The organism is Kitasatospora sp. NPDC054795, from assembly GCF_053611565.1.
Genome location: NZ_JBSHAP010000070.1, coordinates 1 through 19,174 on the forward strand (window position 1 = coordinate 1; position 19,174 = coordinate 19,174).

General features: G+C 73.8%; 20 protein-coding genes and 1 pseudogene. 14 read left to right on the top strand and 7 right to left on the bottom strand.

Features of this window, described 5'->3' with window-relative positions; translation table 11 throughout:
* Positions 1–194: 194 nt before the first annotated feature.
* The 4 genes from ACWGJO_RS24300 to ACWGJO_RS24315 are packed head-to-tail and all read right to left on the bottom strand — an operon-like array spanning position 195 to position 2,627.
* On the bottom strand, positions 195–746 hold the full coding sequence (locus ACWGJO_RS24300) for a GNAT family N-acetyltransferase (RefSeq protein WP_452186790.1): 552 nt from the start codon (positions 744–746) through the stop codon (positions 195–197).
* The gene (locus ACWGJO_RS24305; protein ID WP_452186793.1) at positions 743–1,588 is read right to left on the bottom strand and encodes a protein kinase domain-containing protein; all 846 of its coding nucleotides are present in this window, start codon (positions 1,586–1,588) and stop codon (positions 743–745) included. The genes ACWGJO_RS24300 and ACWGJO_RS24305 overlap by 4 nt, the downstream gene beginning before the upstream one ends.
* Positions 1,552–2,208, bottom strand: a complete 657-nt coding sequence (locus tag ACWGJO_RS24310) for a hypothetical protein (protein ID WP_452186795.1) — start codon at positions 2,206–2,208, stop codon at positions 1,552–1,554. Before ACWGJO_RS24310 ends, ACWGJO_RS24305 begins: the two co-directional genes overlap by 37 nt.
* Positions 2,205–2,627 (bottom strand): hypothetical protein, encoded by a 423-nt coding sequence (locus ACWGJO_RS24315; RefSeq protein ID WP_452186797.1) that lies wholly within the window; start codon positions 2,625–2,627, stop codon positions 2,205–2,207. The genes ACWGJO_RS24310 and ACWGJO_RS24315 overlap by 4 nt, the downstream gene beginning before the upstream one ends.
* A 257-nt stretch (positions 2,628–2,884) precedes the next feature.
* Here ACWGJO_RS24315 and ACWGJO_RS24320 point away from each other — a divergent pair.
* From ACWGJO_RS24320 to ACWGJO_RS24335, 4 genes and pseudogenes are all read left to right on the top strand, one after another.
* Positions 2,885–3,067: pseudogene (locus tag ACWGJO_RS24320) on the top strand (helix-turn-helix transcriptional regulator); the annotation flags it as partial.
* 87 nt (positions 3,068–3,154) lie between these two features.
* Positions 3,155–4,141 (top strand): transcriptional regulator, encoded by a 987-nt coding sequence (locus ACWGJO_RS24325; protein WP_452186863.1) that lies wholly within the window; start codon positions 3,155–3,157, stop codon positions 4,139–4,141.
* A 14-nt stretch (positions 4,142–4,155) separates the two neighbouring features.
* Positions 4,156–4,515, top strand: coding sequence for a hypothetical protein (locus tag ACWGJO_RS24330; protein WP_452186799.1), 360 nt, complete (start codon positions 4,156–4,158; stop codon positions 4,513–4,515).
* A gap of 240 nt (positions 4,516–4,755) precedes the next feature.
* Positions 4,756–5,634, top strand: coding sequence for a hypothetical protein (locus tag ACWGJO_RS24335; protein ID WP_452186801.1), 879 nt, complete (start codon positions 4,756–4,758; stop codon positions 5,632–5,634).
* Between the two features lie 228 nt (positions 5,635–5,862).
* On the opposite strand, the gene ACWGJO_RS24340 is transcribed toward ACWGJO_RS24335, so the two are convergent.
* The gene (locus tag ACWGJO_RS24340) at positions 5,863–6,123 is read right to left on the bottom strand and encodes a hypothetical protein (protein WP_452186802.1); all 261 of its coding nucleotides are present in this window, start codon (positions 6,121–6,123) and stop codon (positions 5,863–5,865) included.
* 9 nt (positions 6,124–6,132) lie between these two features.
* On the opposite strand from ACWGJO_RS24340, the gene ligA reads away from it, so the two are divergent.
* The 3 genes from ligA (at position 6,133) to ACWGJO_RS24355 (ending at position 9,860) form a co-directional block, all read left to right on the top strand.
* Positions 6,133–8,211 carry an NAD-dependent DNA ligase LigA gene (gene ligA / locus ACWGJO_RS24345; protein WP_452186804.1) on the top strand — a complete coding sequence of 693 codons (2,079 nt, stop codon included), beginning with the start codon at positions 6,133–6,135 and terminating at the stop codon, positions 8,209–8,211.
* Positions 8,212–8,562: 351 nt separating this feature from the next.
* Complete coding sequence (locus tag ACWGJO_RS24350; RefSeq protein WP_452186806.1) at positions 8,563–9,204, top strand: hypothetical protein; 642 nt, start codon at positions 8,563–8,565, stop codon at positions 9,202–9,204.
* Positions 9,205–9,242: 38 nt separating this feature from the next.
* Positions 9,243–9,860, top strand: coding sequence for an RICIN domain-containing protein (locus ACWGJO_RS24355; protein WP_452186808.1), 618 nt, complete (start codon positions 9,243–9,245; stop codon positions 9,858–9,860).
* Between the two features lie 137 nt (positions 9,861–9,997).
* Here the strand turns inward: ACWGJO_RS24355 and ACWGJO_RS24360 are convergent, their stop codons facing one another.
* On the bottom strand, positions 9,998–10,978 hold the full coding sequence (locus tag ACWGJO_RS24360; protein ID WP_452186810.1) for a hypothetical protein: 981 nt from the start codon (positions 10,976–10,978) through the stop codon (positions 9,998–10,000).
* Positions 10,979–11,179: 201 nt separating this feature from the next.
* On the opposite strand from ACWGJO_RS24360, the gene ACWGJO_RS24365 reads away from it, so the two are divergent.
* From ACWGJO_RS24365 to ACWGJO_RS24380, 4 genes are all read left to right on the top strand, one after another.
* Complete coding sequence (locus tag ACWGJO_RS24365; protein WP_452186812.1) at positions 11,180–12,028, top strand: arylamine N-acetyltransferase family protein; 849 nt, start codon at positions 11,180–11,182, stop codon at positions 12,026–12,028.
* A gap of 191 nt (positions 12,029–12,219) precedes the next feature.
* Entirely contained in the window at positions 12,220–13,227 is a 1,008-nt protein-coding gene (locus tag ACWGJO_RS24370; RefSeq protein ID WP_452186814.1) for a S66 peptidase family protein, read from the top strand.
* A gap of 157 nt (positions 13,228–13,384) precedes the next feature.
* The gene (locus ACWGJO_RS24375; protein WP_452186816.1) at positions 13,385–14,023 is read left to right on the top strand and encodes an ATP-dependent Clp protease proteolytic subunit; all 639 of its coding nucleotides are present in this window, start codon (positions 13,385–13,387) and stop codon (positions 14,021–14,023) included.
* A gap of 1 nt (position 14,024) precedes the next feature.
* Positions 14,025–14,627, top strand: a complete 603-nt coding sequence (locus ACWGJO_RS24380) for a ClpP family protease (protein WP_452186818.1) — start codon at positions 14,025–14,027, stop codon at positions 14,625–14,627.
* A 73-nt stretch (positions 14,628–14,700) separates the two neighbouring features.
* Here the strand turns inward: ACWGJO_RS24380 and ACWGJO_RS24385 are convergent, their stop codons facing one another.
* Entirely contained in the window at positions 14,701–15,156 is a 456-nt protein-coding gene (locus ACWGJO_RS24385; RefSeq protein WP_452186819.1) for a helix-turn-helix domain-containing protein, read from the bottom strand.
* Between the two features lie 216 nt (positions 15,157–15,372).
* Here ACWGJO_RS24385 and ACWGJO_RS24390 point away from each other — a divergent pair, with 216 nt between their 5' ends.
* From ACWGJO_RS24390 to ACWGJO_RS24400, 3 genes are all read left to right on the top strand, one after another.
* Positions 15,373–15,510, top strand: a complete 138-nt coding sequence (locus ACWGJO_RS24390; RefSeq protein ID WP_452186821.1) for a hypothetical protein — start codon at positions 15,373–15,375, stop codon at positions 15,508–15,510.
* A gap of 285 nt (positions 15,511–15,795) precedes the next feature.
* The gene (locus ACWGJO_RS24395; RefSeq protein WP_452186823.1) at positions 15,796–16,818 is read left to right on the top strand and encodes a DUF4190 domain-containing protein; all 1,023 of its coding nucleotides are present in this window, start codon (positions 15,796–15,798) and stop codon (positions 16,816–16,818) included.
* 242 nt (positions 16,819–17,060) lie between these two features.
* Positions 17,061–19,163, top strand: coding sequence for a hypothetical protein (locus ACWGJO_RS24400; protein ID WP_452186825.1), 2,103 nt, complete (start codon positions 17,061–17,063; stop codon positions 19,161–19,163).
* The last annotated feature ends 11 nt before the right edge of the window (positions 19,164–19,174 follow it).

Below are 19,174 nucleotides of genomic sequence, written 5' to 3' on the forward strand. Positions count from 1 at the left end.
GCACACGAGCCCACCCGAAAACGAGCTTGGGCGGCCCCGGCCCTCATGGCCGGGGCCGCCGAGCACGGACCCAACCGTCTGCTGCGCAGGAAGTCGAACAGCCGGTCGCCTGTGGAACTGGCAGGTCGATCGAAAGCGGGGGCTGGAAGGTCCGGGCGTCCGATGGAGCCACAGTCGACGCCGGGATGGACCTTCTACATGACAATCGGGTCAGTGGTCTTCGTGGGAACTCGGCAGAGCCCCTCCGCCGCCTGCGGGGTGGTCGTCCGATCCGTTTTGTGTCCTGGTCCGGGCGATACGAGGGTGTAGGTCATGAAGCCGGAACGCTCGCCGGTCGGGATGAACCCCGCCTTGCGGAGGACGTGGCCGGAGGCGGGGTTGTCGGCGCGGTGTTTGGCGCGGACCTCTGGCAGACCAAGGTGGCCGAAGGCGAGTGCGAGGAGCCTGCGGACCCCTTCGGTTGCGTAGCCCCGGCCCCAGGCGTCCGAGCGCAGGATGTAGCTGATGGCGGCGACCGGGTGGTGCCGGTGGAGCTTGATGACGCCGACGAGGTCTTCGTCCACGGCCAGGCCGAGTACGTACAGCGTTCGTGGCGACTGCGCGGCAGCGGCGACGATGTCGCGCAGTCGGTGGTGGGCCTCGTCGGTGTCCATCGGTGGTCGGCCCAGGTACTTGGTCGACTCCGTGCTGTAGATCCGCAGGAGGGCCTTGGCGTCGTAGGGGCCCAGTTCCCGTAGCTCGATCACCCGTCCACCGCTTCGGTCGACTCGGCCAGTTCGGCGGCGGTGGGCCGGTCGTCGGGGGCGGCCAGCAGGACGTGGCGCAGCCGGGTCTGGAGGGCGGGCCAGGGCATCGCGGTGGACATCGGGACGGTCCGGTGGGCGATGGCCTTGCGGATCTCGTCCACCGGCGTTTCGGTTTCGAGGCCGGCGGTCGCGTAGTCCAGGGGCCATGTGCCGGTGACGCAGGTCCACAGGGTGGCGGCGAGGGCGTAGACGTCGGCGGTGAGGGTCGTTTGGACGGGTTGGGGGCCGTTGATGATCCGGGCGGCCAGTTCGGGTGCGGTGAGGTGGATCATCGTGCCGTTGAAGGTGGTCCACGGGGTGCTGTCGATCCGCCGTGTCCAGGCGAAGTCGAGCAGGCGTACCGTTCCGTCCTCGCCGTGGATGCCGTGCGCGGGCTGGAGGTCGCCGTGCACCCACCCTGCGGCGTGGAGGTCGGCGACGGCACGGCACAAGCCCACGGCGGCGGCCAGGGCTTCTACCTTCCGGCAACCGTCCTTGCGCACCGGGCGGAAGATCTGCCACGTGGAAGGTCCGGTCAGCCACGGGGTGACGTACCAGACGCCGTCGGTGCAGCGGCCGGAGGTCATGGTGTAGCCGGGGAGTTGGTCGAGGACGGAGGCTTCGCGGGCAGTGGCCTCGGCGGCCTCGCCGGTGCCGAGCTTGATGCTCGCCGCGCCGTGCGGTCCGGTGGCCTTCCACACCGCCGAGCCGCGCCGGTCGCTGATCTTCGTCAGCTCCGGCGGCCCGCAGAGGGCCTCCGCGGCCTTCAGTGCTTCTGCCGCCTCGGCAAGGAACTCGCCCATTGTCTGACTGCCTTCCACTCGCAGGGGATGTGCTCGAAGACGTCCCGGCCGTCGTCCGCCGCGATAGCGAGCGCTGCGGCGAGATCGGGCGTCCCCGTGAGGAACTTCGGGTCCAGGGGACGTACTCCCGCCCGCACCGGGAGGAACGAGAACGGCGGCGGCGGGATGTCCTGCCCGCGCCGACCGCGCTCGACGGCGCCCTGGGGGAACTTGCCGAACATGACTCCGACCGGGGCGTACAGGTGCTTCAACGCCCAGTGCGGCCAGGCCATCAACTCACGGTGGTCGACCCCCTCGCAGCGCCCGGTCAGCACCACGTTCTCGCAGGCGAGGATGCCGTAGGGCCGGGGCATCAGCGGGCGGACCCACTCAGCGGCCTGGACACCGGCGTGGAACAACTCGGCTTCCACCGCGTACCGGTGGCTGCCCGGGGCGATCTCGTAGACGGTCCACCCGGTCATGCACCGCCGGACGGACGGCCCGAGGAACGGGCAGTGCTCGGCCAGCCCGGCGAGGTAGCCGTCCACGTCGAAGCCGGCCGGGTTCTCTGTCCGGGCTTCGGTGAGGCGGAGCGCCCCGGCGGTCGGCCGGGACGCCCCGTCGGACAGTGCGGTGATCACAGGTGCGACGCCACCGGGACCAGTTCGTCACCGTCGCCGTCACCCGGCTCGGGCGAGCAGTTCCACTCGGCCCGGACCTCGCCGCTCTCGCGGTAGCGGGCCAGAGCCTCGGCGTTGACCGTGCCGTCGGCGTCGGTGAACCAGACCTCGGGCAGCGGGCCGTACGCCTCCTCGTAGGCGCTCACCCAGGAGACGACGCCGGTACCGGAGCTCTCCACGTGGACGAGCGTGCGGCCGGCGTGCCGGAGCGTGAACGCCTGGTGCGCGGCCGGGTCGGCGGCCAGCCGGTGCCACGCGGCGTCGATGGCGGCGGAGAACATCTCCGGCGCGGTCTGACCGGCGTCGATCCGCCGCGCGGCGACGGTGAAGAACCTGCCCAGCTCGTCCAGCTCGACGCCGGACGTGGTGGAGGTGGTCATGAGCCTCTCCAATCGGAGTCAGCGCTGCCCGCCCGGACGGGGGCGAGCAGCTGTGAGGGAACCCGGCCCGGTATGACTTGTCCTGACGGGCGCCGGATTTCATGGCCGCTCGGGGAGCGAGCGGTGCCGGGGGTAGCTGCATCCAGTGAACGGTGCGGGAGTTGTCGGGAACCAGAGCAGAAGTTGAGCATTGGTCAGGCATAATCAGCTCACTACCCTGCGTGACCTGGAGCCCTTCGAGCCGAGCGGGGGCGGTTGTGACTCCGAGGAGGAAGCGACTCGCGCAGCGCCGCAAGGCACTGGGCTACAGTCAGGAGGCGTTCGCCGGCGAACTGGGAGTGGCAGTCTCCACGGTCACCCGTTGGGAGGCCGGCGCGACCAACCCCCAGGGGTACGTGCACTCCAAGATGGCAAAGGTCCTCAGGGTCACCCCCGAGGGTCTGGCGGACCTCCTCGCACCAGAGGTGAAAGCCCCTGACTGTTCGGTGGCCTACACCGCCGCCCCGCCTCTTGGTGATACTGACGACATGAAGCGTCGCGATGTCCTGAGCCTGCTCGCCACGACCGGCGCGCTCATCGCCCTGCCAAGCGCCGAGAGGCCCTCGCCCCGATCCGGGACGGCCACGTCACTGACAGAAGCCGGGCCGGAGGTGAACGCGCACCTGTGGAAGCTGTTCGGGCTCTCCGACTCCAAGCAGGCCGTGTACCCGATGGTCAAACATCAACTGGGCCTACTCGCCGAGGGGCTGGGGGGAAGCCAGAGCGACGAATCGCGCCGACAGCTCTGTTCGATGGTGGGAGATCTGTATCAGCTCGCGGGTGAGATCTTCTTCGATGCGAACCGGTACACCGACGCGGCTCAGTGCTACACGCTCGCCGCGAGCGCGGGCAGGGAAGCCGGCGCTTTCGACCTGTGGGCCTGCGCGCTGACGCGGCACGCCTTTGTGGAGCTCTATGAAAACCGTTTCGCCGTCGCGGCTCCGATCCTGGCAGCGGCCTCTCAGGTCGCGGAACGAGGAGACAGCCAGCTCTCGACCCGCTACTGGGTTGCGGCGGTCCAGGCGGAGGCATTCGCAGGTCTCGGCGACTTCGAAGCGACCGAACGGGCGCTGGGTACCGCCGAGCAGGTGCACGATCTGTCCGGCCGGCCGCACAACGACGGCTGGCTCCGGTTCGACGGTTCGCGTCTCGCCGAGGAACGCGGCACCTGCTACCTCGCCCTCGGCCGACCGGATCTGGCAGAGCAGGCACTGACATCCGCGCTCTCCCAGCAACTGTCGCTGCGTCGCAGAGGAGCGGTGTTCGCGGAGTTGGCGGCCCTCGGCGTCGAGCGCCGCGATCTGGATCAGGCGAGTCACTACACTCGTGCTGCCCTGGAGTTGGTCGACCGGACCGGCTCGGGTTACCTCGGCAGGAAGTTGCACGCGGTCAGGAGACGCCTCGTTCCGCTCGTGGCCGATGGCCGGGCCTCGGCTCTGTACCAGCAGATTTCGGCGCTCGACAGCGCCGCCTGACGAAGGAGTACCGCATGTCGTCCGACGGGCAGATCTTCCGCGAAGCGTGGATCGCCGGTGTGTCGAAGCACTACCCGGGCGAGCCGAAGGCAGGCTATGTCGCCGCGTGGGCCGAGACTCCCGAGTGGGAGCGCGAGTGCGCGGCCGCCGTCTTCGGCCAGGTCCGTGACTTCATCGTCGTGAGCGGCGGCAGCACGTCCAAGCTCACCCGGGAGCAGAAGGGCCGGTTCGTCGCGACGTGCTGGATCGCCCAGATCCACAAGCACATCGAGAATCCGAAGCCGGGCTATGTCGCCGACTGGGCGGATCTGCCGTCATGGCAGCAGGAGACCGATGCGGACATCTTCGAGGCGATCGAACGCGTCCACGCTTGAGCCCCCTGCTCCCACTGCTGCCCTCGGCCGGCGGCGGGAGCGGCTGCGCGGGGAGTGGGGGGGGGGGCGGTGACGCGGGGGGGGGGGGGGGGGGGGGGGGGGGGGGGGCCCCCCCCCCCCCCCGCGGGGGTGGGGGCGCGCGTGGGGCGGGAGGCCGGGCTTCGCGCGAGAAAGGTTCGCACTCCGCGTAATCGGTGTGCTACTTTCCGCATCATCAACAGAACATAGGAGACCCCGGCGGTGGTGGAACACCCCGGGGTCGGGCACCAGGAGCAGAACCTCCAGATGCAGATTCATCGTAGCGCGCACGTGCGCGCGTTCACCGTTCTTCCCAACGGCCTGTTGCAGGACCGTCGGCTCAGCTACACCGCTCGCGGCCTCCTCTCCGACCTCCTCTCCCGCCCCGACGGGTGGCGGGAGGACGGGCGGCAGATGGCGGACAGCAGTCCGCAGGGACGGGGCGCCGTGCGGCGGGCGCTCAAAGAACTGAAGGACGCCGGGTACTACCGGGTCGACAGGGTCCGGATGCCCGACGGCACCGTCCGGTCCGAGGCCCACGTCTTCGACACCCCGCACCGCGCACCGGCTGTCCCCCGTCCGGACTCCGGCGGAGGAGGCACCGGCGGCGCTGTCACCCCTTCCGTAAAGGACCCGGGACAAGAACCCACCCTCCCGGATGAACGGACGCGGGCCGCCGTGGCCACCCTGTTCCGGGTGATCCGGCCCGAACCCCGTCTGCGCCTCGGCGAGGCCGAGGCGCGGGCGCTGGCCCCGCTCGTCTCGCAGTGGCTGGAACGGGGATGCGGCGAGGCCGAGTTGGCCCACGTCCTGCTCCCCGGGCTGCCACAGCCGATGCACTGCCCGGCGGCGATCCTCCGCGACCGGCTCCAGCGCAAGCTGCCGCCGGAACGCCCCGAAGCGCCCCCGCCGACGCCGTACGCCGAATGCGGCCGCTGCCACGACCCGGTGCCCCGGCCCGGCATCTGCCGCGCCTGCGCGGGCCTCGGTACGAGAACCGTCGCGGTCGGCAGCGGGGCCAAAGCCACCGCCTGCGGCGTCGCCCGGGCCCGGGCTGCCCTGCGCGGGTGCGGGCCCCTCGCTGCGGCGGTCGGCGGCTGAGGCGGGAACGCTCAGCGCATGCGCGGTGAGCCAAGCACGGGAAGTCGGCCCGGCCTACTTTCCGCGCTGAGCGGCCCGCTCTGCCGTTCGTTGCCGCTTCGGCCTGGCCGAAGCGGCAACGGGCAACGGGGTGGGAGGCGGTGTGCACGGTGCTCGGCCGCCGTTGCTCGAAGGTCCCGGAGAACAGCAGGTGTTGGGGCGGACGGCCACTGCGCCGGATCCGCCGGGTTACGGGCGGGTTCCTGCCGCGTCGACGACGGCGCGGGCGAGGACGGCCATCCGGCCGGTGGTGTCGCCCTTCCTGACGGTCGCCGCGTCGGTGAGGGCCACGGTGCGCTCGCCGAGGAAGGCGCAGACGGTGCGGTCGAAGATCCACTGTGACTCGGCCTCCCCGCCGCCGTCCCGTCGGGCGACCGCGCCGTCGGGGATCCTCGCCACCGCCCGGGCGGCCACCGTCACCGCCGGGCCGTTGTCAGTGCCGACCGCCATGATTCCCCCATGATCGAGACCGCAGCCCCGCTCTTCTCCCCGTCCGCGTACGCCGTCGCCGTCGCCACCGCCGTCCGGGCCGCCGCCGCGTACTACAGCGACGGCTCCACCCCGCTCGGGGACGACGAGTACGACGCCCTGCTGCGGGCCATCGCCGCCTACGAGAGCGCCCACCCCGGCCAGGCCCTGCCCGACTCGCCGACCGGAAAGGTCGCCGGCGGCGCCGCCACCGGCGACGTCCCGCACAGCGCGCCGATGCTCTCCCTGGACAACGTCTTCTCCGCCGAGGAACTGGAGTCCTGGGCCGCCGGCCTCGAACGGCGCCTGGGCCGGCCGGTCGCCGCCTGGTGCGTGGAGCCCAAGCTCGACGGCCTCGCCATCGCCGCCCGCTACCGCGCCGGGCGCCTGCAGCAGCTCATCACCCGCGGCGACGGCCTCGCCGGCGAGGACATCACCCACGCCGCCGACGCCGTCCTCGGCCTGCCCGCCGAGCTCACCGAGCCCGCCGACATCGAACTGCGCGGCGAAGTCCTGCTCACCCAGGAGCAGTTCGAGCACGCCAACCGGGTGCGCGCCGAGCACGGCGCCACCCCCTTCGCCCACCCCCGCAGCGGCGCCGCCGGCACCCTGCGGGCCAAGGACCGCCCCTACCGGATCGAACTGACCTTCTTCGCCTACGACGCCGTCGGCCCCGAGGGCCTCGACCACAGCGCCCTGCTGGACCACCTCGCCGCCCTCGGCGCCAACACCGCCGCCACCACCGATGCCCGCCCGCGGCACTGCGCGGGCATCACCGAGGTCCAGCAGCGGATCGAGGAGATCGCCGCGCTGCGCGCCGAACTGCCCTTCGGTATCGACGGCGTGGTGGTCAAGGCCGACCTGGCCGCCGACCGCGCCGAGGCCGGCCTGGGCTCGCGCGCCCCGCGCTGGGCGGTGGCCCGCAAACTGGCCGCCCAGCACAAGGTCACCCGGCTGCTCGGGGTGGAGTGGAACGTCGGCCGCACCGGGATCATCGCCCCGCGCGCCGTCCTCGAACCCGTCGTCATCGACGGCGTCACCGTCACCTTCGCCACCCTCCACAACCCCGCCGACATCGAACGGCGCGGGCTGATGATCGGCGACCAGGTCTTCGTCTACCGCGCCGGCGACGTGATCCCCCGGGTGGAGGCCCCGGTGCTCGACGCCCGCACCGGCGCCGAGCAGCCGATCGCCTTCCCCGAGGCGTGCCCGCGCTGCGGCGACGCCATCGACACCACCGAACAGCGCTGGCGCTGCACGCGCGGCCGCAACTGCCAGGCCGTCGCCTCCGTCCTCTACGCGGCCGGCCGCGACCAGCTCGACATCGAGGGCCTCGGCGGCACCCGCGCCGTCCAGCTCGTCGAAGCCGGCCTGGTCGCCGACCTCGCCGACCTGTTCACCCTCACCCGCGAGCAACTGCTCACCCTGGAGCGGATGGGGGAGACCAGCGCGGACAACCTGCTCGCCGCGATCGCCACCGCCCGCACCCAGCCGCTCAACCGGGTCTTCTGCGCCCTCGGCATCCGCGGCACCGGACGGACCATGTCCCGCCGCATCGCCGCGCACTTCGGCAGCATGACGGCGATCCGTGCCGCCGACGCCGAAACCCTGGCCGGCGTCGACGGCATCGGCACCGAGAAGGCCCGCGTCGTCGCCGCCGAACTCGTCGACCTCGCCCCGCTGCTGGACCGCCTCGCCGCCCTCGGCGTGGGCACCGCCGTCACCGCCCCGACCGCCCCCGCCGCCGCGGCGGGGGAGCGCGGCACCGGCGGCGGGAACGGTACCGGCGAGGGGAGCGACGACGGTGGCGACGGCGGACCGCTGGCCGGTGAGGCCGTCGTCGTCACCGGCAGCATGACCGGCGCCCTCGCCGACCTCTCCCGCAACCAGATGAACGAACTGATCGAACGCGCCGGGGGCAAGGCCTCCTCCTCGGTCTCCAAGCGCACCACCCTCCTGGTCGCGGGCGAGAAGGCCGGCTCCAAGCGCGCCAAGGCCGAGGAGCTCGGCATCCGCATCCTCACCCCCGAGGAGTTCGCCACCCTGGTGGCCACCCACCTCCCGGCCTGACCACCTCCCGGCCTGACCACCGCCCGACCGGCGCCCGGGCCCCGAACGGCCCCCTCCCGCCACCGCCCCCGGCGGGTCCTCGCCCAGGACCCGCCGGGGGCGGCGTCGTTCGCGGGGGCGACGCACGGGCGGAGCAGGGGACGGGGAAGGCCGTGCCCGAGGCCCCGGCACCGTGAGCCGGTCGTGAGGAATTCGTGACGGCCTTGCGCAGGATCGTCTCCGGGCCGGGCGGCGTCCACCGCGTGACGGAGCACCACCGCGCGACGGGGAGCACCACCGCGCCCCGCCCGTACCCGCGCGGTTCCGGTCGCAGGAGTGCGGACCATCCACCCAGAGCACGGAGGAGAACAGATGACCCTCATCCACAGGACGCGCCGGCGGACCCTCGCCGCCTCGGCCACCACCGCCGTCGCCGTCGGCCTGCTGGGCCTCGGCGCCGCCCCGGCAGCCCACGCCGACACCCTCCCGACCTTCTGCAACCCGGCCGTGGACCGCACCACGATGGAAGCCTTCAACGTGCAGGTCACCCCGACGGTCACCGACTTCCTGATCGTCAACGTCGCCCCGGGCACCACCGGACAGCACAGCGACACCCTGAGCCGGGTCAGCTCGGTCACCACCACCGTCGACAACAGGACCGAGATCACCGCCTCGGCGGGCCCGCTGTGGCTCAAGGTCGAGGCCAAGGTCGGCTTCTCGGTCCAGAAGACCACCTCCAGCACCACCAGCCAGACCGTGAGCGACGTCTGGAACCTCAATGACCCCGGGCGCTACGGCCTCTACCGGGGGACCCGCGTCGTCACCGGCCAGTACGTCAACCGCGTCTGCGCCCAGACCGGCGGCCCCACCACCGGCATCTGGGTCACCTCCTCGCCGACCCCCGGGACGTTCACCACCTACGAGTCCCCGGAGATCGGCTCGGTCGGCTGCGCACCCGCCCAACCGGCCGGCACCGTGCGCCGGGCCGCCCAACTCCTCATCAGCAGCTGCTGACCACCGTGCCCACCGACCCGACGACGACGGAGGAAACCGTGACGAACCCGCAGCGACCCGCGACCACCCGCCGGGGAACGGCACTGCGCGCCCTCGGCGCCGCCGCCCTGGCCCCACTGGCCGGCCTCACCCTGTTCACGGCCCCCGCCTCGGCCGCGCCCCAGGGACTGTCCTCGACCGAGTGGCACCACTACGTCTGCGACGACGGCTACTACCGCATCAAGACGCCGTTCGGACAGCTCATGGAGAAGAGCCTGGTCAGCTCCTGGAGCCAGGTGGTCCAGAACCCCGACACCGGCAGCTACAACCAGCAGTGGAAGCTGTGCCACTACGAGAACGACAGCGACCTCTTCATCTTCCGCAACCGGTCGAACGAGGACGCCTGCCTGGGCATCTGGAAGCAGAACCCGACCGACGCGAACGAGGGGCTGGCCGACGGCTCCAACTTCAACGTGTCCACCTGTTCGGGGTGGATCTACGGCAACCTGCAGTTCCGGATGCTGCACACCTCGCCCGGCTCGTCCGAGGTGATCCTGCGGGTGGGCCACAGCGGGAGCTTCGCCGCGGTCGCCGACCCGAACGGCGCCGCCGGTTCGGTCGTCGCCCAGTACTCCTACCGGGCGACGCTGTTCACGCTGGAGCACCTCGCCGCCTGACGTGCCACCGTCCGGGCTCCGCGCCGCCCCCGGCCGCGACCGCCTCCGGCGGGTCCTCCCGAGGACCCGCCGGAGGCGGCGTCGTTCGCGGGGGTGACGCACGGGCGGCGCGGGAGAGCGGCGACGGCCCGCCGGCGCTACGGGGGGTTGCCGTTGGCGGCGAGGCGGGCGCTCATGTCCGCGTGGGCGCGCTCGGAGCGGGTGTTGGCCGGGTCGTGGACGAGGCGCAGGTAGTCGTAGAGGATCCCCACGCACGCGTCGCGGGTGGAACAGGGCGCGTCGGGGACCAGGTCGAGGCCCCTGGTGATCTCCATCAGCCGGCCGTCGGCCGCGGCGTACACCGGGTGCCAGACGAGCCGCACCGCCGGGTCGAGCGCCATGACCACCCGCAGCTGCGGCACCTCCTGCGCGATGAGGACGCTCTCGGGGTCGTAGGCCCGCAGGAAGATGTGGACGGGGCCGCGGGCGCGGCTCACGAAGGCCTTGGACAGGACGTTCCACATCGGCGTCTTGAGCATCCAGTCCGGGGTCAGGGCCAGCCGGTCGACCACGCCGCCGAAGGCGGTGGCCTCCAGCGGGGTGTGGCCCTTGGCGAGGGCGTAGTCGCTGATCTCCCGGCCGCCCGACCACAGGGCCAGCGTCGGCGTGTCGATCTCCAGGTGGTCGCCGACGACCTTCACCAGCTCCTGGTACCAGCTGTTCGACGCGCGGTGGTCGCGCTGGTCCTGGCGCTCGGTGAACCGCGCCATGGCCTCGTCGTTGAGCCGTCCCTGGTCGGCGATGCCGCCGAGGACGAGCTGCCAGGCGATCTCCGTGACATCCCCGGAGAAGCCCGCCCGGGCCATGTCCTCGCGGAACGTGCCCCACTCGCCGTGCCCGGTCGGGTCGGCGGCGTCGCGCCGCGCCTGCTCCCTGACCCCGGGGGCCTCCTGGCGCTGCAGCCGGCGCGTCACGGCCGCGTTGCCCACCGTCCGCTGGAGGGCGGCGAGTTCGGCCGGGTACGGCGCCCTGCCGGGGGCGGCGGGCAGCGCGGCCGGGCCCGGCGGCGTACGCCTCCTCGGCGCGGCCCCGGGCACCGGCGGCACCGGCGGCACCGAGTGTGTCACGGCCTTGCGCACGCTTCCCGGCCCTCCCGTTTCGCCGTCCGGCCCCCGGCCGTCGAGACTACGGCCCCGGCGCGGGCGTCCACGAGGGCCGAAAGGGCAGAGCGGGGGCAGCGCCCGGGGGCGATGCCGACCCGTGGCCGCGCACGGCCGTCCGGGTGGACGTAGGACCAAAAGCCGATGTCCCCGCGCCCCGCGCCCCGGTGGAATGGCCGGATGGATCACGCGCCACACCCCGACCAGCCCCCCGCCGGCCTCACCGCCGCCCAGCGGTCCGCCTACCTCGACCGCATCGCCCTCCCCGACCCCGGAGCGCCCTCCCCGCAGGCCCTCGCCCGGCTCCAGCTCGCGCACCTGCGCACCGTCCCGTTCGAGAACCTGAGCATCCACCTCGGCGAGGGCGTCGACCTCGACCCCGCCGCCCTGCGGACCAAGGTCGTGACCCGCCGCCGAGGCGGCTTCTGCTACGAACTCAACGGCTCCTTCGCCGCGTTGCTCACCTCACTCGGCTACCGGGTCAGCCTGCTGGCCGCCCGCGTCTTCGACGGCGAACGGCTCGGCCCGCCGCTCGACCACCTCGCCCTGCGGGTGGACCTCGACGAGCCGTGGCTGGTCGACGTCGGCTTCGGCCGCTTCAGCCGCCACCCGCTGCGCCTGGACGAGCGCGGCGAACAGGCCGACGCCGAGGGCGCGTTCACCCTCGTCCCGACCGGCGGGCACGGCGACCTGGACGTCCTGCTGGACGGCGTGCCGCAGTACCGCCTGGGCCCGCGCCCGCACGAACTCGCCGACTTCGCCCCGACCTGCTGGTGGCAGGCCACCTCGCCGCACTCCCACTTCACCCGCTCGACGACCTGCTCGCTGCCCACCGCGGACGGCGGCCGGGTGACCATCAGCGGCAACCGCCTGATCACCACCGCCCCGGACGGCGGGCGCACCGAGCGGACCCTCGCCGACGACGAGGCCCTCGCCGCCTACCGCACCCGCTTCGGGATCGCGCTGGACCGACTCCCGGCCCGGCCGGTCCTGCCGGTCCTGCCGGTCGTCCCGGTCTCCTCGGGCTGAGCGCTCGGCGGCCGCCGCCGCGCCGGAGCCGCCCCGGAGCCGCCCGGTTCCGGGGCGGGCGAAAACCGGTTGCCGCCGGGCCGCCCGGCGGCGAGACTGCGGTCCGACCTGCCCGGCCGGTGCGGCCGCCGGGGTGTCCCGCCCGTCCGGCCCGGCCGGATCCGCCCACCTGCGAAACCGGGGTCGCCCACGTGTCCACCGCCCTGCTCCTTCCGCGCGCCCTGCGCCCCGGCGACCTGGTGGCGGTGGCCGCGCCGTCCGGTCCGCTGGACGCCGACGCCCGGCCCTTCCTGACCCGCGGCACCGCCGTCCTGGAGGAACTCGGCTTCCGGGTGCGGGTGTGCCCGTCGGTAGCCGAGGGGCGCCGGCACTGGTGGGCCGCGGCCCGTCCCGCCGAGCAGGCGGCCGAGTTCAACGCGCTGCTGCGCGACCCCGAGGTGCGGGCGGTCGTCGCGCACACCGGCGGGCAGGCGGTGACCGGCTGGCTGGACCAGGTGGACCTGGACGCCGTACGCGCCGACCCCAAGCCGGTGCTGGGCTGCAGCGACGTCTCCCAACTGCTGCTGGCCCTGCACGCCCGCACCGGACTGGTCGGCGTGCACGCCGACATGGCCACCTACGGCCTCGGCGGCTCGTGGAACGAGCGCTTCGCGGGCGGGCCCGGGCAGGGCCCCGAGGAGGACGGCGCGCGCCGGGCCCTGCGCGAGGCGTACCTGCGGGTGCTCACCGCCCCCGCCCCGCCCGGGGCGCTGCCGGCGCTCTCGCCCTGGCAGTGCTGGCGCGCCGGCCGCGCCCGGGGCCCGCTGATCGGCGGTCTGCTCAACCGGCTCGTCGCCCTCCAGGCCACCCCGTACGCCGTCCCCGCAGGCCGCTTCGACGGCGCGGTGCTCTTCTGGGAGGAGGTGGACCGGCCGCTGTCCGCGGTCTGGAGCGACCTGCACGCGCTGCGGCTGTCCGGCGTCCTGGACCGGATCGCGGCGATGGTGGTCGGCACCCCGCACCGGGTCGGCGCCGCCGACGGGACGGAGCCGTCGCTGCGCGAGGTGGTCCTGGACGTGCTCGGCCCCCGCCCGCTGCCCGTCCTCGCCGGCGTGGACCTCGGCCACGCGGGCCCCAACCTCCCGCTGCCCCTCGGCGTGCGGGCCGAGGCCGACGCCACCGCCCGCACCCTCACCCTGCTCACCCCGGCGGTCCGCTGACCCCCGCGGGCCCGAACGGCCCCACCGGCGCAGGGCGTCGGCCCCCTCTGCCCTCGGCGAATCCGCCGCGGGCAGAGCGGCCGCATCCGGGGGCCCTCCCGGGGCGAGAGTGGAGTGGACGGCGAGTTCCGCGCCCCCGCCCCGACAAGGAGTCCCGATGGCCCCGCTCACCACGCCCCCGCCCCGCGCGGCGGAGGGCGACACCCCGCCCAGCGCCTTCGACGACCACCTCGCGGCGCAGCTGCTCGCCCAGCGGATCGTGCTGCTCGGCACGCAGGTCGACGACGTGTCGGCGAACCGGGTGTGCGCGCAGCTGCTGCTGCTGTCGGCGGAGGACCCGCGCACCGACATCAGCCTGTACATCAACAGCCCCGGCGGCTCGGTCACCGCGGGTCTGGCCGTCTACGACACCATGCGGCTCATCCCGAACGACGTCTCGACGCTGGCGATGGGCTTCGCCGCCAGCATGGGCCAGTTCCTGCTCACGGTGGGGGCGCCCGGCAAGCGCTTCGCCCTGCCGAACGCGCGGATCATGATGCACCAGCCCTCGGCGGGCATCGGCGGCACCGCCGCGGACATCGAGATCCAGGCGGAGAACCTCCGGTTCACCAAGCGGGCCATCGAGCGGATCACCGCCGAGCACACCGGGCAGAGCGAGGAGACCATCGCGCGCGACGGCGACCGGGACCGCTGGTTCACCGCCGAACAGGCCAGGGAGTACGGGCTCGTGGACCGGGTGGTGGAGTCGGTCGCCGACATCCGCCCGGCCGCCTCCCGCCGACGGATCGGACTGTGACATGGGCTCGTACACGGTTCCCTACGTCATCGAGCGCACCGCGCAGGGCGAACGCACCTACGACGTCTTCAGCCGGCTGCTGAACGAACGGATCGTCTTCCTCGGCACCGAGATCGACGACTCGGTCGCCAACGTGGTCATCGCCCAACTCCTGCACCTGGAGTCGGAGAACCCGGAGCGGGAGATCTCGATCTACCTCAACTCGCCCGGTGGATCGTTCACTTCACTGATGGCGATCTACGACACGATGACCTTCGTGCAGGCGCCGATCTCCACCTTCTGCGTCGGCCAGGCCGCCTCCACGGCGGCGGTGCTGCTGGCCGGCGGGGACCCCGGGCGGCGGTTCGTGCTCCGGCACGCCCGGGTGCTGCTCGGTCAGCCGGCCAGCGGCGGCCGGCGGGGGACGGTCTCCGACCTCAGCCTCGCGGCCAAGGAGATGGTCCGCATCCGCGCGCAGGTGGAGGAGGTCCTGTCCCGGCACACCCACCACGACGTGACGACGCTGCGCGCGGACATGGACCGGGACAAGGTGCTCTCCGCCGAGGAGGCCGTCGCCTACGGGATCGCCGACCAGGTGCTGAGCCGGCGCTTCGCGTCCGGGTGAGCGGCGCGCGGCCGGGCGAGGACAGGGGGGCGTGCCCCTGCCGTCACCCGGCCGCCGCGGAGCCGCGCCGCGGTCAGGCGACGAGGCAGAGTCCGTCGTACCGCCCCGTGGGCGAGGTGCGGCCCCGGCCCGCGAGGCCCCGGCCCGTCCGGTTCCGGTCCGCCAGGCCCTGGCCGACCCGGCTCGGGGCGTAGCGGGCCAGTTCGTCCTGGGCGAGCGAGAGCAGGTCCGCGAGGCCGAGCCCCAGCGCCCGGGCGGCTGCCGCGAGCACCTCGGAGGAGGCCTCCTTGCGCCCGCGCTCCAGCTCCGACAGGTACGGCATCGAGATCCGGGCCGCCTCCGCGACGTCCTTCAGCGTGCGTTCCTGGGCGAGCCGCTCGCGCCGCAGCACGTCGCCGACGACGTCGCGCCACAGCGGCTCCCGGCGCGCGGGCGTCCGCGGGGGGCGGGACTCCCCGCCGGACGCGGGCGGCGAGGCGTGCGGGCGCAGGGGGATGACGCGGGCTTCGTTCGGCGCTTGAGTGCTCACCCCTTCAGCCTAGGGACCGGGGGCCCGGGGGGAAGAGCGCGGCGTTCTGCCCTGGGTGAATCCGCCGGCCCCGCCTCGCCCGCCCCTCCCCGCCCGGGCGGGCGCCGCCTGGCGGCCGGGTGCTCACCCGCAGGACACCGGACTGTCGCAGGCCCGTGGTAACCATGGGGCCGTGGACACCACGCCGCCGTCGACGCCTCGATCCCGTACGTGTGGATGGACTGCAAGGGCCTGGTCCTCCCGCACATGGCCCGCACCGTCCTGCGCATCGTCGCGGACGAGCTGCGCAGGGCCGGGGTGCGGCAGGCGCACCTGTTCAGCCCGGAGCTCCCGGACGACCGGGACGGGTCCTGAGGCGTCGTCCTGGGCCCGCAGCCGCCCGTGGACCGCGGCGTCGGAGCCCGGGGCGGGCCCCTGTATGTTGATCACTCGCCGATGCTGTCGGCGCCCCGTCCCAGGGGGTTGACGCGCGGGCCCGGCACGAGGGGGCGGCCGTGTCGCGCGGGGCGGGTCGCCGCCGCCGGGGAGCCGGGAACGACCCGAAGAAACCCGGGAACGACCCGGAGGCACCCGGGAAGGTCCCCGCCCCGGGGCCGGACGGCAGCAGCTCATCGTCTCGACGTTTCCGAAGGATCCCGCATGACCGTTCCCGTCCCGCCCGACAGCAGCCCGCGGTCCGCCGGGGAACCGGCTGCCGCCGACCCGTGGGCGCCGCTGACCCCGGGCCGGGGCGAGACCGCGGCCCCCGCGTCCGTCACCGCCCCCGCCCCCGCCGGGGCCCCGGGCGTGCCGCCCGCCCCCGGCGTGCCGTACTGGTACCCGATGCCGATGCCCGCCCCGCAGCCCCGCAACGGCCTGGGCATCGCCGCCCTGGTGCTCGGGATCGTCGGTGTCGTCCTCGGTCTGGTCGTCATCCTGTTCTGGCTGTCCTGGCTGCCGGCTCTGCTCGCCGTCGTGTTCGGTGCCATCGGTCTGGGCTACGCGCGCAAGGGCACGGCGACCAACCGGGGGATGGCCCTGGCGGGCGTGATCCTGGGCGTCACCGGCCTGCTGGTCTCGGTCGGCGCCGGGGCGGTCGTCGTCTCCCGGGTGCAGGCGGTCAACGAGGAGCGGCGGGCCGAGGCGGACGCCGCGCGCGCCCGCTCCGAGGCCGCGACCAAGGCCGCCCAGGAACGGGCCGCCCAGGAGAAGCAGCGGATCGACGCCGAGCTGAAGCGGATCGAGGCCGAGAAGGAGAAGGCGGCCGCGGAGGAGCGGGCCCGGCACCTGTCGTTCGGCCAGACCTACACCTACGGGGACGGGCTGAAGGTCACGACGGCCGCGCCGGAGCCGTACTCCCCGCTCCTGACCGTGTACCAGCCGCCCAAGGACGCCACGATCGTCCAGCTGAGGATCACCGTCGTCAACACCGGATCCCAGGAGCTCCCGCTCAACGGATCGGGACTGCCCACGGTCAGGGACGCCAAGGGTGCCCTGCTCTTCTCGCTGAGCGACGGCAGCGACAAACTGAAGCTCATCACCGGCTCGCTGGCCCCGGGCCAGGAGGCCACCGGCGTGTACGCGTACGCCCTGCCGAACGGCACGGACCGGATCTCGGTCGAGTTCACCTACGGGCTCCTGCTCCAGCGCAAGACCGTCGCCTGGACCGGTCCCACCGGCTGACCCGGCTGACCCGGCTGACCCGGCTGACCCGGCGCCGCCCCGTCCCACCGGCCCCACTGGCACCACGGGAAACACGGTTCCCACCGGTCCGCCCCCGCAGGCAGTCTGACGGCATGTCAGGCGAGTCACGAATTGGCAACCGAGGGCCGGTCCGCGGCGATACGCCTGTGGCGGACCGACCGGTTCCCCTATTCTCCATCCGGCGCGGCGCACTCCCGCCGCGCCGGAGGACTGGGGGCGCGGTGGTTCTGGACGGACGGGCGGCTGTTTTCAAGGACGTCGTTCCCTCGCTGGTCGGCCTCGAACTGTCGGGGCCCGAACCCGGGGGCGGCACCCGGCTGCGCGTCCCGGCCGGGATCCCCCTGCTCGTCGAGTGCTCCGGCGGGCGCCTGACCGGCAGGACCACCCTCCTGAAGACCCTGGAGGTGCGGTACGCCGAGCGCCTGCCCCAGGCCTACGCGGACCTCGGGCGCGCGGACTTCGGCCGTCCCGGCCTCGCCCTGCCCGCCGAGAACGAGGCCCCCCGGCTGAGCAACGCCTCCCACACCTCGGACCTGCTTTTCCACCTGCGGTACGAGTTGAGCCGGCGGGCGAACAGGTTCGGCGCGGGCCTGTCCTTCCCCCGGCTCACCCAGGGCCTGCTGGCGGTCACCAGCTGGCAGACCGTCGGACTCGGTGAACTGGAGGCCGCCGGCCGGCGCCTGGAGAGCCTGCTGCGCGAGAGCCAGCCCGACGCCCAGGTACGCCGGGACAAGGTGGCGAAATGGATCAGGCAGGTCGCCCCGAACCTCGGCACCGCGGCCGGGCTGGGCCCCGGGGTCAACGAACTCGTCGCCTCGCTCGCCGACATCGTCGCCACCGAACTTCTCGGCGCCCGCGCCAACACGAACGGCCTGCGCTGGTGGGCCGAACGGCGGGTCAGCGCCCAGGGCGAGGCGAACGTCCAGCTCTCCGAGCTCGCCCGCGGCTTCCGCGGCAACCCGCACGACCGCGAGCGCGCCGAGCGCCACCTGATGGCCGCCCTCCTGGCGGACATCGACGACCACTACACCTGGGTGCGCCTGAGGAACCGGCTGCCGCGCCCGCTGCTGCTCCTGGACAACGCCCACACCCCGCTCGGCCGCCCGGTCCTGGACATGCTGACCGAGGTCTGGCACGAGGAGACGGTCCGGACGCGGCCGGGCGTGATCGTCACCGTCCTGGCACCGGAACCGGCCACCCCCGACCCCGAGGGCAGCACCGCGACGACACGCAACGCCACCGGCCCGTTCTGGCGCGAGGACCGGCCGCGGACGCCGGCCGGCTGGACCCTGCGGCTGCCGCTGGCCCAGCTGACCCTCGACGAGGTCACGTGGATGTTCGGCACGGACCACCCCGGGCCCGACATCGCCCAGTCGATCCACCGCCTCAGCGCGGGCCGGGCCGGGATCGCCCACGCCCTAGTCCAGGCCGCCCGACGGGCCGTGCGCCTCGGGCAGAGCCCCGACCCGCGCACCCTGTTCGACCTGCCCGCCGAGGACGAGCCCGGCACACCGGCGCACGAGCGGCTGCTGCGCCTGCTGGTCCCCGACGACATCGCCCGGGAGCGCCTGACCAACTTCGCCCCGGCGCTCGACGAGGACGCCGCCCACGCGCTCGACGCCCACTACCCGCCCGGCGACAACGGGACCCTGCGCGTCCAGACGACCAGAGGGCTGCTGCAGCGCGACCACTGGGGCGTCCACCCGTGGCCGGGTATCGGCGCGCCGTTCGTCGGCGACCCCACCCTGCGCGCCCTGCTCGGCCACCGCCTGGTCACCGCGCTCGACGCGACCCCCGGGGCCGAGCGGTGGCACGACATCCACGAGACCCTCTGCGACCGCTACGCCCCGCAGGCCGCCGCCCCGCAGGCCGGAGCCCCGCAGGCCGCCGCCGCCCCGCCCGACGACCGCTTCCTGCACCACTCCCTCGCCGTCCTCGACACGGGCACCGTCGCGCGCGCCCTCCACCGGCGCCTGGCCGACCACGACACGGCCGGCTGGCTCACCGCCCTCAACCTGGTCTGCGCCGCGCCGCACCCGCCCCGGAACCTGACCGTCCTCGCGGCCCGGCCCGAGGACTGCCCGGCCTGCGGGGGCGCCGGCACCCCCGTGCACCAGGCGGTCGAGTTCCTCGTCGACGCGCTGTGGCAGCAGTCGCACCCGCTCGCACCGCCCGACGAGCGGCTGATCGGGAGCGTCCAGCTGCAGCTGCTCACCCTGGCCCAGCTCGCCGGGGCCGCCCACCAGACGGTGTTCTTCCACGCGTACGAGACCTGGCCGCAGCTCCTGCGGCGCTGGGTCCAGGCCCCCCACCTCCCGATCTGAGGAGACCCCGA